Raw genomic sequence first — 14,548 nt, 5'->3', positions numbered from 1 at the left:
AAGAAGGTCGCGCGGCTCAAGCCGGCGCGGCGGCGGCGGGCGCGGAACGGACGCGCCAGATCGCGATGTCGGCGTAGCCGTAGAACACGCTGATGGCGATCACCAGCAGGTGGTACCAGAGAAAGGGCAGATACTGCAGCGTGGACACGCCCAACGTCGCCGCCATGAACACGCCGCCGTCACTCCAGGGCACCATGGGCGCGGTCACAGTGCCGCCGGCTTCGACATTGCGCGACAGCACCCGGCGCTCTATGCCCTGCAGATCGTAATTGCGCTCGGTGATGGTGCTGGCGGTGATCAGCGACACATAGGCGGCGCCGCCGAAGAAGTTGCCGAAGAAGCCACCCAGAATCGTCGAAACGGTCAAACGGCCCGGATTATTGGCCCAGCGCAGGAAGTTGGCGCTGATCACCTCCAGGATGCCGGCGCGCTCCATCAGGCCGCCCAGACCCAGGGCGAACAGGATCAGCGCGATCACGCTGAGCATGGATTCGATGCCGCCGCGGTTGAGCAAGGTATTGAGAAACTCCACGTCGGACGCGGTGCGGTTGCCGAAGTACGCGGTGCGCACCGCGTCCAGCACGGGCATGTCCTGTGCCCACCAGGCGCAGACGATGCCCATCACCGCCCCCGAGCAGATCACCGGGATGGACGGCAGCCGCATCGTCAACATCGTGATCACCGCCGCCGCCGGCAGCAGCAGCCAGCCGTTGACGGTGAAGTGCGAGCCCAAGGCCTGCATCGCCAGATCGGCGCGGCCGGTGTCCAGGCCGGCGTCGACATAGAAGAAACCGACGCCGAGGAACAACAGCGCGGTCAGCAAGGTGGCCGGCACGCTGACCCACATCATCGAGCGGATGTGGTCGATCAGATCCACCTTGCACAGCGAGGCGGTCATCACCGTGGTGTCCGACAGCGGCGACATCTTGTCGCCGACATAGGCGCCGGAAATCACCGCGCCGGCCACCAGCGGCAAAGGCATGCCAAAGCTATAGCCTATGCCCATCATCGCGATGCCCGCCGTGCCGGCGGTGCCGAAGGAGGTGCCGGTGGCCAGCGAGGTCAGCATGCAGATGATGAAGGCCGCGCACAGAAAGATCTGCGGGCTCATGATGGCCAGGCCGTAGTAGATGATGGCCGGCACCACGCCGCCGGCGATCCAGGTGCCGATCAGCGCGCCCACGGTGATCAGCACCAGCACCGCCACCATGCCGTTGTGGATGCCCTGGATCAGGCCTTGCTGCATATCGTCGTAACTGCGGCCCAGCCAGTTGCCCAGCCCTATCACCAGGAACCAGCTGCTGAACAGCGCCAGCTGGATGGGCAGGTCCAGCACGTTAAGGAATAGAAACATGATGGCGATGAAGCCGGCCATCACCGCGACAACCTGGGTTGCGCTCGGCAAGCGCGGCGATCTTTGTTGCATGGCGTTTCTCCTCTGCTCGGGTGGGCGGCCGGCGGCGTCGAGGCTGCCGGCGCGGAGGGGCCGCGGCGCTAAGAACCTGTTTACGGTCTGCTGCGCTGCTGCGATACCGCATTGAAAACGACTTCGACATGCTCATGCACCACGGGTACATTCCGCTTCCTCGGCCGTTTTCGCCTTGTCTCGCTCTAACTCGCGAGATCGAAAACACGTTCTAAAAGCGCGCCAGGCGGTAAGGATGCAAATCCAGATCCGGCGGACGCCGCAACACCATGTCGCGCAGCAGCGCGCCGGTGGTGGCGGCCAGCGTCAGACCCAAATGGCCGTGACCGAAAGCGAAATACAGGCCCTGGCGATCCGGGGCCGGGCCGATCACCGGCACGGTGTCCGGCAGCGACGGCCGGTTGCCCATCCACAGCGTCATGCCTTCGGTGGAAAAATCGCCGACGATGCGCCGCGCCTTGTCCAGCAGGATCTCGGCGCGCCGCCAGTCCGGCGCCGCGTCGCGGTGGGCCAGTTCCACAGTGCCGGCCAACCGCAGGCCGCCGTCGGCCAGCGGCAGGATCACGAAGCTTTCGCTGGCGCACTGAATGAAATGGCGCAAAGCCACCCCGGCCTTGGGCAGGTTGACGTGATAGCCGCGCTCGCTTTCCAGCGGCACCCGGTAGCGGCACTGCCGGGTGAAGCGATCGCTCCAGATGCCAGCGGTCACCACCACCTGGGCGGCGGCCAGCGTGCGGCCATCGGCGCAGACCACGCCGTCGACCTTGCCCTCGCCTTCGCTCAGGGCCGCCGCCTCCGCTTGCTCGAAGCCGCCGCCAGCGGCGACGAAGGCGTCGAACAGGCCCCGGCAGAACAGATAGGGATCATCGACATGGGACCAGGACGCCACCTTGACCGCGCGCGCCCAGCCATCCAGCAGCGCCGGCTCGCAAGCCTGGGCCGCCGCCTGATCCAGCGCCTGCCAGCCCACGCCGTGCTCGGACTTCCGCCGCCAGGCCGGCAAGGCCCGCTCCAGCTCGGCCGCGTCGCGGTACAAGGTCAGCGCGCCGTGCCGCCGCCACATGCCCTCCAGCCCGGCCAGCTCCACCAGCGGCGCGTAATCGGCGGCGGCCCGGTTCAGCAAAGCCGCCAGCGCGCGGGTCAGGGCAGCCACCCGCGCCGGCCGGCTGGCCAGCGCGAAACGCGCCAGCCACGGCGCCAGCGTCGGCAGATAGCGCCAGCGCACCGCCAGCGGCCCCAGCGGGTCCAGCAGCCAGCCGGGCAGGCGGCGCCAGACGCCGGGCTCGGCCAAGGGAATCACATCGCTGACCGCCAGCGCGCCGGCGTTGCCGTAGCTGGTTTCCCGCGCCGGTTCGCCGCGGTCCAGCAGCAACACCTCCAGCCCGGCTTGCCGCAGTTGCAGCGCCGCGGCGATGCCCACCACGCCGGCGCCGACGACAATGACGCGCGCGCTCATCTCAGGCCACCTCGAAGCCGTGGACATAGGGATCGGCGTCGTCCAGCAGGATGCGGTTGTAGCCGGTGAAGCGCGCCCAGCCCCGCACCGAGGGCACGATGGCCGGGTAATCGCCCACCCGCGTTTCCGCCAGCACGCGGCCGACGAACTGGCTGCCGATCAGGCTCTCGTGGATGAAATCCTCGCCGACGGCGAGCAGGCCGCGCGCGTGACGCTGAGCCAGCCGCGCCGAAGTGCCGGTGCCGCAAGGCGAGCGGTCCAGCGCGGACTCGCCGTACAACACCGCGTTGGCCGCGCTGGAGCCGGCGTTCTTGGCCGCGCCGGTCCACTGGCAATGACGGACGCCGCGGATATTGGGGTCCAGCGGGTGGACGATGTCGTAATGCCGGTTCAGGTATTCGCGCAGTTCGCGCCCCATCGCCACCAGCTGCGCCGGTGAGTAATCCGCCATATCGCGATAGCCCGGCTGCGCCTCGACGATGGGATAGAAATTGCCGCCGTAGGCGATGTCCACCCGCAAGCTCCCCAACGCGGACACCTCGGCCTCCACATCGCGCAGGTAGAGGAAGGACGGCACATTGGTCAAGGTCACCGCGGCGACCTTGTCGCCCTCCATCCGGTACTCTGCCGCCACCTTGCCCGCCGGCGTGTCCAGATTCAGCACCCCGGGCGCGGCCGGCGTCACCAGACCGTGCTCCAGCGCCATGGTGACCACGCCTATGGTGCCGTGGCCGCACATCGGCAGGCAGCCGCTGGTCTCGATGTAAAGCACCGCGATGTCGCAATCCTCCCGCGTCGACGGATACAGAAAGGCGCCGGACATCTGCGCATGGCCGCGCGGCTCGAACATCAGCCCGGTGCGTATCCAGTCGTAGCGGCGGATGAAATCCAGCCGCCGCTCCGCCTGGGTTTCCCCTTCCAGCCGCGGACCGCCGTTCACCACCAGCCGCACCGGATTGCCGCAGGTATGGCCATCGAGACATTCGAATTCGCGCACCGCCATGTTCTTGCTCCTCGCTTGTGATGGGGCCACTCTAACCGCGCTCTTTTTTGAATACAATTTTTGAGGCGCGCAGCAGACAAGCGCTTGCGAGAATATTGCGTTATCTCACATGTGAAATAATTAATTTCACAATAAAATCAACACGTTATTGCGTGTTGTTTTTTAATCACCTTGCATTGCAGCATCGCTACCAACTCAAAAACACCTTAAAAAAGGGATGAAACCGCGAATAATTGAATACAAAATTACAGCAAGCACGCCCATAATCCATGCCAAAACAAAGACTGGACGCGGCCATTGCCCGCCCTCCCCGCGCCTGTGATAATTTGAAAACTCCAACCGCCGATTTCGCCATGCCCCAAACCACCGCTCCGCGCCAAACCCTCACCGCCACCACCACCGACACGCTGCGCCAGCGCATCCTGCTGGGAGAGTGGCCGGCCGGCACCCAACTGCGCCAGGAGGCGCTGTCCAAGGAACTGGGCGTCAGCCGGGTACCGCTGCGAGAGGCGCTGCGTCAACTGGAGGCGGAAGGATTGGTGGCCATCACCGAACGGCGCGGCGCGGTGATCGCCCAGCTGTCGCTGCCGGAAGTGCTGGAATTGCTGCGGGTGAGAGTGCTGCTGGAATGCGATATGTTGCTGGAGGCGGTGCCGCGGCAGACCCAGGCGGATCTGGACGCGGCCGGCGCGCTGCTGGCGCAGTTCGAGGAGGCGCTGCGCCGACGGGATGTCGGCGCCTGGGGCATTCTGAATTCGCGCTTCCACCTGGCGCTGTACCAGGCGGCCGACCGGCCGCAAACCCTGGCGCTGATCGAGCAGTTGCACAATCGCACCGATCGCTACACCCGGATGCAGATTCTGCTGACCAATTTCAGCGACCGCGCCCATCGCGAGCACAGCGAAATGCTCGAACTGTGCCGCCGCAAGGACGCGGTCAGCGCCGCCGCCTTCCTGAGACAACACATCCTGAACGCGGAAGAAGCCCTGGAGGCCTGGCACCAGGAGCATCAAGGCGAAAACGGCCGCGGCGCGCGCAAGCCGGCCTGAATACCGCCCACCAATCGCGGCAAGCACTTGGTTTCAAACAGAAAAGTCTTTAGACACACTATATCCAATGGCTAAAATAATGATGATGACATCAGCTTTCTAGCCATTTGATCATAATCAAATAATGCACAGTTTTGAAAATGCTATGCGCATTAAAATAACAGAAAAATACATTATTCCAACGGTCTAGTCACGCGCAAAATCCAAGCAAGTCATTGTTTTTCAAAAACAAATACAAGACAAACACCCGCCGATCTCCTGCTGCGCCCGCCAATCTGTATACATCTGATCACAGCAATCTGTACATTGCCTGTACCCATACAATGCGATAACAATGCTTGCGACAATTAAAAAGCGATTCATCATAATTAGGCTACGGCAATCGCCAAATAGCCTGATTGTCTGACCATAGTCAGGCGTGACCAAATCGCTCGCCGCCGGAAGCGACTGTCCACTCCGCGCTCCATCCGGCGCTCCCTTATCGTGTCAGTAGAACCAAAACGAGCTATTTCGATGCCAAATTTAGACAGAAAATATGACATTCAGAAATTGAATGAAGATCAAATCGCCATCAACATCAATGGCAACACCGTCGCCGCCGCGCAGGGCGAGACCGTGCTCAGCGTGCTCAACGCCGTCGGCTTGCGCCGCGTCAGCCGCAACGACAGCCAGCAAAGCATGGGTTCCTATTGCGGCATGGGCGTCTGCCATTGCTGCCTGGTGCGCATCGACGGCCGCTACAAGCGCCGCGCCTGCCAGACCGTGGTGCAGCCCGGCATGACCGTGGAAACCGCGGCCAATCGCATCGAACTGGAGGGCCTGCAATGAGCGCGCGCCCCATCATCGTCGGCGGCGGCCCCGCCGGCATGGCCGCGGCCATCGAGCTGGTCAAGCACGGCCTGCCCTGCACGCTGATAGACGAAGCCTCGCGCCTGGGCGGCGTGGTTTACCGCGGCCCGCTGCGCCAGGGCGTGACCCTGGACTATTTGGGCGAGCGCTACCGCGACGCCATGCAGGCGCTGCACGCGCAGTTCGCCGAAGTCAGCCACGCGGTGGAGATCAAACTGAACACCCGCGTCGTCGGCGGCGAAGCCGGCCAGTGGCTGTACGCGCTGAATGAACAGGAAAAAGTCGAAAAGATCGACTTTGAACAATTGCTGCTGTCCGCCGGCTGCCACGAACGCAGCGTGCCCTTCCCCGGCTGGACCCTGCCCGGTGTGATCATGCTGGGCGGCCTGCAATTGCAGATCAAGAGCGGCGTGGTCAAGCCGCTGGGCCGCACCACCATCGTCGGCACCGGTCCCCTGCTGCCGCTGGTGGCCTGTCAATTGCATCGCGCCGGCGCCGACGTTCAGGGCGTCTACGAAGCCAGTTCCTTCGGCCGCATCGCCAAGGAAACCCTGGCCATGCTGAACAAGCCGCAGCTGTTCCTGGACGGCCTGAGCATGCTGGCCTACCTGAAACGCCACGGCGTGCCGCTGCACTACGGCTGGGGCGTGGTGGAGGCGAGCGGCCAACAAGAAGTGCAGGAAGTCACCGTCGCGCCTTACGACGACAACTGGACGCCGGACCTGAACCGCGCGGTCAGCCTGGCCACGGAAACCCTGGCGGTGGGCTACGGCTTCATTCCGCGCACCCAGCTGACCCAGCAAATGGGCCTGCGCCACGCTTACGACGCCGACGGCTTCCTCAAGCCGGAAATCAACGGCTGGCAGCAAAGCAGCGAAGCCCACATCCACCTGGCCGGCGACATCGGCGGCCTGCGCGGCGGCGAAGCCGCCATGCTGAGCGGCCGCATCGCCGCCCAGTCCATCCTCAAGCAACGCGGTGCAATCAGCGCCGAACTGGCCGAGAAAAACCGCCAGCGCTACCTGACGGAACTGAAAACAGTGTTGCGCTTCCGCGTGGGCATAGACAGCTTCACCCAGCGCGGCAGCGGACAGCTGACGCTGCCGCAGGAAGACACGGTGATCTGCCGCTGCGAGAACGCGCTGCGCAAGGATATCGACGCCGCGCTGGAACAAGGCGTGCAGGACTTGATCAGCCTGAAGATGCGCACCCGCGTCAGCATGGGCGATTGCCAGGGCAAGATGTGCGTCGGCTATTGCAGCGACCGCCTGCGCGAGCACACCGGCAAGGCGGACGTGGGCTGGATCCGCCCGCGCTTCCCGCTGGACCCCTTGCCGTTCTCCGCCTTCCAAACCGAAACCGAAGAGGCCTGACCATGAGCAGACAATACGACATCGTGATCGCCGGCGGCGGCGTGATCGGCGCCTCTTGCGCCTACCAGCTGTCCAAACGCAAAGACCTGAAAATCGCGCTGATCGACGCCAAGCGCCCCGGCAACGCCTCGCGCGCCTCGGCCGGCGGCCTGTGGGCGATCGGCGAATCGGTGGGCCTGGGCTGCGGCGTGATCTTCTTCCGCATGACCTCGGCCAAGAACAAGCGCGAGGCGGCCGGCGCCGCCATCGCCGTGGACGCCAGCACCCCCCACATCCTGCCGGAGTCCTTCTTCAATTTCGCGCTGGCCTCCAACGCGCTGTATCCGGCCCTGCATCAGGAGTTGATCGAAAACCACGGCATGGATTTCAAGTTCGAGGAAACCGGGCTGAAATTCGTGATTTACGACGAGGAAGACCAGCTCTACGCCGAACACATCGCCGCGCAGATTCCCCACCTGTCCGATCAGGTGCGCTGGGTGGACCAGGCCCAACTGCGTGAAAACGAGCCCTACATCAGCCACGAGGCCACCGGCGCGCTGGAATTCCTGTGCGACCACCAGGTCAGCCCCTTCCGCCTGACCGACGCCTATACCGAGGCCGCGCGCCAGAACGGCGTCGACGTATTCTTCAACACCAATGTCACCGGCGTGCTCAAGCAAGGCTCGCGCGTCACCGGCGTGCGGACGCTGGAAGCCGGCGAATTCCACTGCCACACCCTGATCAACGCCGCCGGCTCCTGGGCCGCCGAGTTGAGCCAATGGGCGACCGGCGTCGATATTCCGGTCAAACCGGTCAAGGGCCAGATCGTGCTGTCGGAAAAGATGCCCAAGCTGTTGCGCGGCTGCATCACCACCAGCGATTGCTATATCGCGCAGAAGGACAACGGCGAAATCCTGATCGGCAGCACCACGGAGGACAAGGGCTTCGACGTCAGCAACACCTATCCGGAAATCGCCGGCCTGGTCAAAGGCGCGATCCGCTGCCTGCCGGAGATGAAGAACATCAACATCAAGCGTTGCTGGGCCGGCTTGCGCCCCGGCTCCCCGGACGAGCTGCCCATCCTCGGGCCGATGCAGGGCGTGGACGGCTATCTGAACGCCTGCGGTCACTTCCGCACCGGCATTCTGACCTCGGCCATCACCGGCGTGATGCTGGACGCGCTGGTGCGCGGCGAAACGCCGCCGCTGGACGTGACGCCCTTTCTGGCCGACCGCTTCAACGCCCCGGCCGCCAAGCCGACGGTGCAGGAAGCCGTCGAACTGGCGCTCTCCTAAACCAGCGACGGCCCGTCGCTCCCGCGGCGGGCCGTCCCACTGATTCAGATGTTCCTCTGTTACAGGCCGGCTAGTCCGGCCTGCTTTTTTTGCCCCGCCGCGCCCACCCTCTTAGAACCTGTTTACGATCTCGCGAGCTAGAGCGAGACAAGGCGAAAACAGCTGAGAAAGCGGAATGTACAGAGGGTACATGAGCATTTCGAAGCGGTACTCACCGTGTCACATTTCACAACGCGTAGCAGATCGTAAACAGCTTCTTACTGGCCTACGCCGCGGCGCTCGTACACCGCCTGCGCCAAGGTACCCAGGTCGACGTACTCCAGCTCGCCGCCCACCGGCATGCCGCGCGCGATGCGCGTCACTTTGAGGCCGCGCTCCTTCAACAGCTCGGCGATCATATGCGCGGTGACCTCGCCCTCGGCGGTGAAATTGGTGGCGATGATCACCTCCTCCACCGCGCCGTCCGCCGCCCTCACCAGCAGCTTATCCAGATTGATGTCGCGCGGGCCGACATTGTCCAGCGGCGAGATGCGGCCCATCAGCACGAAATACAGGCCGTCGAAGCATTTGGCCTGCTCCAGCGTCAGCAGATCCGCCGGCATCTCCACCACGCACAGCAAATCCTGCCGGCGCTCCTCGTCGGCGCAGATCGGACACAGCGGCGTTTCGCTGAAGGTGTTGCAGCGTTCGCAGTGGGTCAACTGGGTCAGCGCGCGGTCCAGCGCGCGCGCCAGCTTGTCCGCGCCCTTCTTGTCGCGCTGCAACAGGTGGAAGGCCATCCGTTGCGCGGTCTTGGGTCCGACCCCCGGCAACACTTTCAGGGCGGAAATCAGATGGTCTAGAGCGGGAGGATTCTTCATCGCTTTCACAATCGGGAAAAACGGCGGCGCAGACGCGCGTGCCGCCAGGCGAAAACCAGGCGGAAAATGCCGTAATGCAGTGTCAACAAGCAGGGCGCGCGCGGCGCGAAGCCGATGCGGTCCACCACTTCGCAGCCGCCGGGCAAGGCGCGCACCCGCCGCCGGTGCAGCCAGCGCCGCTGGGTCAGCATGGTGGAGCGCTCGTCGAAGGCGCCCGGCTCCAGCCGCGTCAGCTCCAAGTCGTCGCATTCCACCGGCAACAGGCCGAACAGCAGAATCCGGCACGGTCCGATGCGCACCGGCGGCCTCAAGCCGTCGGGCAGCTCGCCGCCCGGCAAGCGCATGCGGAGCCAGGGCCCGAGCTCGTCGTTGATGCCGGCGGCGCTGGCGGCGTGCGCCCACACCCTGTCGGCGTCGGCGCGCAGCCGGCTGCGCACGGTGAAATGGGCGAATCCGCGCATGGCTACCTCGGAAACAACGTAAAAATGGCCCGGCGCGCGCCGAGCCATCCGGATGCCGAAACCGATGCGATCAGAACGGCAGCTTCATGCCGGCCGGCAGGTTCAGGCCGGCGGAGAAACCGGACATCTTTTCCTGAGTGGTGGCTTCCACCTTGCGCACCGCGTCGTTGAACGCGGCGGCGATCAGGTCTTCCAGCATTTCCTTGTCTTCCTTGGCGTCGTCCAGCAGGCTGTCGTCCAGGCTGACGCGCTTGACGTCGTGAGAGCAGGTCATCACCACCTTGACCATGCCGGCGCCGGATTGGCCTTCCACTTCCACCGTGGCCAGTTCTTCCTGCGCCTTTTTCATATTGTCTTGCATTTGCTGGGCCTGCTTCATCAGGCCGGCGATACCACCTTTGCCAAACATAATCGTTTCACTCCTTCACGGGTTGAATGGTTTCGATGAGCAGCGTCGCGTCGAATTCGCGCACCATTTGCTGCACCACCGGATCGTTTTTCATATTCTCGCGCGCGATGTCCAACTGCTCCTGCCGATGGCGGGCGTCTTTCATCGCCGGCGTCTCCAGGCCCAGCTCTTCCACCGTCACCGCCAACTCCACCGGCCGGCCGAAGCGCTCGCTCAAGGCGAGCTTGAGCTTGTCCTGGTAATCGCGGCTGGTCATGTGGCGGAAGCTCTCCGGCACCGCCAGCGCCAGGCGTTCCTGGTCCCAGTCCTTCAATACCGCATTATGGGCCAGCATGCGCGCCGCGCCCAGCTTGACGCCCAGTTCGGTCACCAGCGCCTGCCAGTCGCCGTCGAAGCGATAGTCAGCCGGCTCCTCCGGCGGCGCCTGCAAATAGGACGGCATCTCCTCGTCCGCCGCCGCGCCCTGATCCCAGGGCACCTCGTCGGGACTGACGTCGCCGTCGTCCGACGCGTCTTCCTCCTCGGGCTCCGGCTCGGGCGGCGGCGCGGCTTGACGGACCGGCACGGCCGGCGCAGGCGGCCTGGCTTCTGGCGCGGCAGGCTCGGGTTCGGGTTCCACCGCCGGCGCGCTGTCCTGAACCGGCTGCGGCGCGGATTGCCGCGGCGCCGGCGAACTCAGGCCGGCGGCCTGCAAGGCCCGCGCGGCCGGCGAAATGCCTCCCGGCGCGGCCGGGACCGGCTGCGCTTGCGGCGGCTGCGGGCGAGCCGGCGCGCCGGCGGCCGGGCGCGGAGGCGCGGCTTCAGCCCGGGCGTTGGCCGGATGGAAGGCCAGCATGCGCAGCAGGGTCATATTGAAACCGGCGTGCTCGTCCGGCGCCAGCGCCAGGTCTTTGCGGCCGTGGATGGCGATCTGGTAATACAGCTGCACGTCCTGCGGCGCAATGGCGTCCGCCAGCGCCTGCAGCGCGTCGCGCTCCGGCTCGTCCTGGGCAACCGCCTGCGGCACGGTCTGCATCAGCGCCAGCTGCTGCAACAAGACCGCCAGTTCGCTCAAAGCGCCTTCGAAGCTGACCCCGCGCTCGGCCAGGCCGTCGGCCTCGGCCATCAGCTGCGGGCCGTCGCCGGCGGCCAAGGCCTGCAGCAAGGCGAACAGATAGCGGCGGTCCACCGCGCCCAGCATCGCGCGCACGCCGTCTTCCTTCACCTCGCCCAGACCGTAGGCGATGGCCTGGTCCAGCAGCGATTGCGCGTCGCGCATCGAACCGGAGGCGGCGCGGCCCAGCAAGGCCAGCGCCGGCGTCTCGTAGGCGATGCCTTCCACGTCCAGCATGTGGGCCAGATGGCCGGCCACTTGCTGCGGCGTCATATTGCGCAAGGAGAACTGCAGACAGCGGCTCAACACCGTGACCGGCACTTTCTGCGGATCGGTGGTGGCCAGAATGAATTTGACGTGGGCCGGCGGCTCCTCCAGCGTCTTCAGCATCGCGTTGAAGGCGCTCTTGGACAGCATGTGCACTTCGTCGATGATGTAGACCTTGAAGCGGCCGGACGTCGGCGCGTACTGGGCGTTTTCCAGCACTTCGCGGATATTGTCGATGCCGGTGTTGGACGCGGCGTCGATCTCCAGCAGATCGACGAAGCGGCCGGTGTCGATCTGACGACAAGCCGAACATTCGCCGCAGGGTTCGGCGGTGGTGCCGGTTTCGCAGTTCAGGCTCTTGGCCAGAATCCGGGCGATGGTGGTCTTGCCCACCCCGCGCGTCCCCGTCAGCAGATAAGCGTGATGCAGACGCTGTTCTTTGAGGGCGTTGGTCAAGGCGCGCACCACGTGCTCCTGGCCGACCAGATCGGCAAAGCGCTTGGGACGCCACTTACGGGCAAGGACTTGATAGCTCATGGGGGCGGATTTTAATGGCAATTGCCGCGCGTGGCGACAGGTTTCGCGCCGCCGCGGCGGGCGGCGCGCGGCGTCACGGCTGGGCCGCGGCCTGGCCCGCCAGATAGCGCTGGCGCAGCTGATCCGCGATTTCCTGCACCGCCTTGGCGTACAGCGTGCTGCGGTTGTAGCGGGTGATCACGAAGAAGTTGTTGAGGCCCAGCCAGTATTCGGTGACGCCCGGCGCCGTTTCCAGCGGCACCAGCACCGCCGGCACGTCGTCGGCCACCGGCGACTGCGGCGTCACGCCCATTTTCTTCAGCTCGCCCACGGTGTAGTGCAGATTGAATTTGTCGGCGATCAGCTGATCGATCTGCGGCCCCGGCTGCACGCTGGCCGGCAGGATCACGTCGTCGCCGTGGCGCCAGCCGTGGCGCTGGAAGTAATTGGCCACGCTGCCGATCGCGTCGTCCGGATCGCTCCAGATGTCGCGGTGGCCGCTGCCGTCGAAATCCACCGCCCATTTGCGGAAGCTGGACGGCATGAACTGCGGCCAGCCCATCGCGCCGGCGTAGGAGCCCTTCAGCGTCAGCGGATCCTTGCCCTCCTCCTTGGCCAGCAGCAGGAACTCGGTCAGCTCCTTGCGGAAGAATTCCGCGCGGCGCGGATAATCGAAGCCTATGGTGGACAAGGCGTCCACCAGACGGAACGATCCGGTGTTGCGGCCGTAATGGGACTCCACGCCCAGGATGGCGACGATGAGCTCGGGCGCCACGCCGTATTGCTGCTCGGCCCGCGTCAGCGCGGCCGCGTTGGCGCGCCAGAACGCCACGCCGTCGGCAATGGTCTTTTCCCCCACCGTGGAATTGCGGAACTGATACCAGGGGCGGGAGGTGGACGGCTTGTCCAGAATCTTGATGATGTTGGGCTTGAGTTCGACATTGGCGAACACCGCCTCCAGCTCCGGGCGGTTGAACTGGCCGCCGGCCACTTGCTCGTCGATGTAGCGCTGCACGTCCGGACGCGCCAGAAAGGCCGCGTCGGCCTGCGCCAGCGGGAAGGAGAACAGAGCCGCCAACGGGGCCAGTTTAAGCAAAGATTTCATGGGCTGGTTTCTGAATAAGCGTTTTTGACTTAGCCGCGCTCCTCGAAGAACGCGGCGCGAAAACTATAGCCGCAGACCTCGCGTCAAGCCTTGCGGCGGCCAAAACCGGCGCACGGCCGGCGCACGGGCGCTAGGCCCGGAACGACAAGGCGCTGGACACCAGGCGCGCGGTAATGTCGACGATAGGGATCACCCGCTCGTAAGCCATCCGGGTGGGACCGACCACGCCCAGCGCGCCGACCACCTGGCCGTTGATCCGGTAAGGCGCGGTCACCACCGAACATTCGTCCAGCGTCATCACGCCAGACTCCTCGCCGATGAAAATGTTCACGCCCTGCGCTTCCCGCCCCTGGTTCAGCAGCTTTAGCAGCTCGGTCTTGCGTTCGAACACGCTGAACAACTGACGCAGCCGCGACAAGTCCTCGGACAGGTCGCTCACCTCCAGCAGCCGGCTGCCGCCGGCCACCACCACCGCGGCGCTGCTGGCCGCCATCGAGCTCTGCCCCAGGCGGATCGCCGCCGACATCAGTTCGGCGATGTCGCCCTGCAGCTGGCGCAACTCGTCCGCCACCCGGCTGGCGATGCGATCCAGCCCCTGGCCGGCGTAATGCTGGTTGATGAAATTGCCGGCCTCTATCAATTCCGACGGCGTGTAATCGCGTTCGGTGGTCAGCAGATGGTTCTGCACGTCCCCGTCCAACGTCACCAAGATCATCAGCACCCGCCGCTCGGACAGGCGCAGGAATTCGATCTGGCGAAAAGCGATGTCGGAGCGCTGCGGCGTGACGATCACGCCGGCGAAATGCGTCAGCTCGGACAGCAAGGAGGACGCGGACTGGGCAATGCGCTGCGGGCTGTCCGGCTGCAGATTCAGTTCCAGCTCGTGCAGCGCCGCCTCTTCCAAAGGCCGGATGGTGAGCAGACGATCGACGAACATGCGGTAGCCGCGCGCGGTGGGCACCCGGCCGGCCGAGGTGTGCGGCGCCGCGATCAGCCCCATCGCCTCCAGCTCCGCCAGCACATTGCGGATGGACGCGGACGACAGCTCGACGCCGGGCAGCATGGACAGGGTTTTGGACCCCACCGGCTGGCCGTCGACGATGTAGCGTTCGATCAGGACCTTGAGCAGGTGTTGCGCGCGTTCGTTCATCATGATGGCTTCATTGTACACAGGGTGGACACTTGTAAAAGTGGTCGCAATCACAACTTTTTCAAGCGAGATCGCGGTTTCCCGTCCCGAAGGACGGTATCGCCGGCAAGCGGCTCTGCCGTTGGCCAAGGCTTTATGAGATAATCGACGGCATCTTTTCGGCTATCGGCGCGGCAAGCGCGAGCGCGACGGGGCAAGCCCGCCGGCGCCGCGCAAACCCCTGTCCGGCATCGGGTTTTCCCCGCCGCCATGGACGC

Annotated in this window: 13 protein-coding genes; 4 read left to right on the top strand and 9 right to left on the bottom strand. The window is 65.0% G+C overall.

All coding sequences use genetic code 11. The annotated features are described in order from the left end of the window. Positions 1 to 16: 16 nt before the first annotated feature. From nhaC to AB1Z25_RS06110, 3 genes are all read right to left on the bottom strand, one after another. Entirely contained in the window at positions 17 to 1,426 is a 1,410-nt protein-coding gene (gene nhaC / locus AB1Z25_RS06120; RefSeq protein ID WP_107799024.1) for a Na+/H+ antiporter NhaC, read from the bottom strand. A gap of 211 nt (positions 1,427 to 1,637) precedes the next feature. After that, positions 1,638 to 2,882 (bottom strand): NAD(P)/FAD-dependent oxidoreductase, encoded by a 1,245-nt coding sequence (locus AB1Z25_RS06115; protein WP_235089533.1) that lies wholly within the window; start codon positions 2,880 to 2,882, stop codon positions 1,638 to 1,640. A 1-nt stretch (position 2,883) separates the two neighbouring features. Further along, positions 2,884 to 3,885 carry a 4-hydroxyproline epimerase gene (locus AB1Z25_RS06110; RefSeq protein WP_486636813.1) on the bottom strand — a complete coding sequence of 334 codons (1,002 nt, stop codon included), beginning with the start codon at positions 3,883 to 3,885 and terminating at the stop codon, positions 2,884 to 2,886. Between the two features lie 353 nt (positions 3,886 to 4,238). Here AB1Z25_RS06110 and AB1Z25_RS06105 point away from each other — a divergent pair, with 353 nt between their 5' ends. The 4 genes from AB1Z25_RS06105 (at position 4,239) to hcnC (ending at position 8,430) form a co-directional block, all read left to right on the top strand. Next, positions 4,239 to 4,934, top strand: a complete 696-nt coding sequence (locus AB1Z25_RS06105) for a GntR family transcriptional regulator (RefSeq protein ID WP_107799021.1) — start codon at positions 4,239 to 4,241, stop codon at positions 4,932 to 4,934. A 549-nt stretch (positions 4,935 to 5,483) separates the two neighbouring features. Then, complete coding sequence (locus tag AB1Z25_RS06100) at positions 5,484 to 5,762, top strand: (2Fe-2S)-binding protein (protein WP_304529379.1); 279 nt, start codon at positions 5,484 to 5,486, stop codon at positions 5,760 to 5,762. Then, positions 5,759 to 7,156, top strand: coding sequence for an FAD/NAD(P)-dependent oxidoreductase (locus tag AB1Z25_RS06095; protein ID WP_107799019.1), 1,398 nt, complete (start codon positions 5,759 to 5,761; stop codon positions 7,154 to 7,156). The genes AB1Z25_RS06100 and AB1Z25_RS06095 overlap by 4 nt, the downstream gene beginning before the upstream one ends. A 2-nt stretch (positions 7,157 to 7,158) precedes the next feature. Continuing rightward, a complete protein-coding gene (hcnC, locus tag AB1Z25_RS06090) occupies positions 7,159 to 8,430 on the top strand; it encodes a cyanide-forming glycine dehydrogenase subunit HcnC (RefSeq protein ID WP_107799018.1) in 1,272 nt (423 codons plus the stop codon). Between the two features lie 257 nt (positions 8,431 to 8,687). Here hcnC and recR read toward each other — a convergent pair whose 3' ends face one another. The 6 genes from recR to hrcA all read right to left on the bottom strand — a co-directional run bounded on the left by recR (position 8,688) and on the right by hrcA (position 14,294). Then, positions 8,688 to 9,290, bottom strand: a complete 603-nt coding sequence (gene recR, locus AB1Z25_RS06085; RefSeq protein WP_048412399.1) for a recombination mediator RecR — start codon at positions 9,288 to 9,290, stop codon at positions 8,688 to 8,690. A gap of 5 nt (positions 9,291 to 9,295) precedes the next feature. Beyond that, the gene (locus AB1Z25_RS06080) at positions 9,296 to 9,751 is read right to left on the bottom strand and encodes a hypothetical protein (protein ID WP_146176614.1); all 456 of its coding nucleotides are present in this window, start codon (positions 9,749 to 9,751) and stop codon (positions 9,296 to 9,298) included. A 70-nt stretch (positions 9,752 to 9,821) separates the two neighbouring features. Next, positions 9,822 to 10,160, bottom strand: a complete 339-nt coding sequence (locus AB1Z25_RS06075) for a YbaB/EbfC family nucleoid-associated protein (protein ID WP_081547734.1) — start codon at positions 10,158 to 10,160, stop codon at positions 9,822 to 9,824. Positions 10,161 to 10,167: 7 nt separating this feature from the next. Then, entirely contained in the window at positions 10,168 to 12,057 is a 1,890-nt protein-coding gene (gene dnaX / locus AB1Z25_RS06070) for a DNA polymerase III subunit gamma/tau (protein ID WP_486636812.1), read from the bottom strand. A 73-nt stretch (positions 12,058 to 12,130) separates the two neighbouring features. Next, positions 12,131 to 13,141 carry a lytic murein transglycosylase B gene (mltB, locus tag AB1Z25_RS06065; RefSeq protein WP_486636811.1) on the bottom strand — a complete coding sequence of 337 codons (1,011 nt, stop codon included), beginning with the start codon at positions 13,139 to 13,141 and terminating at the stop codon, positions 12,131 to 12,133. 130 nt (positions 13,142 to 13,271) lie between these two features. Continuing rightward, a complete protein-coding gene (gene hrcA, locus AB1Z25_RS06060; RefSeq protein WP_107799013.1) occupies positions 13,272 to 14,294 on the bottom strand; it encodes a heat-inducible transcriptional repressor HrcA in 1,023 nt (340 codons plus the stop codon). Positions 14,295 to 14,548 lie beyond the last annotated feature (254 nt).

Source organism: Chromobacterium sp. HL1, assembly GCF_057418835.1.
This window is presented reverse-complemented; position numbering and strand designations above follow the sequence as displayed.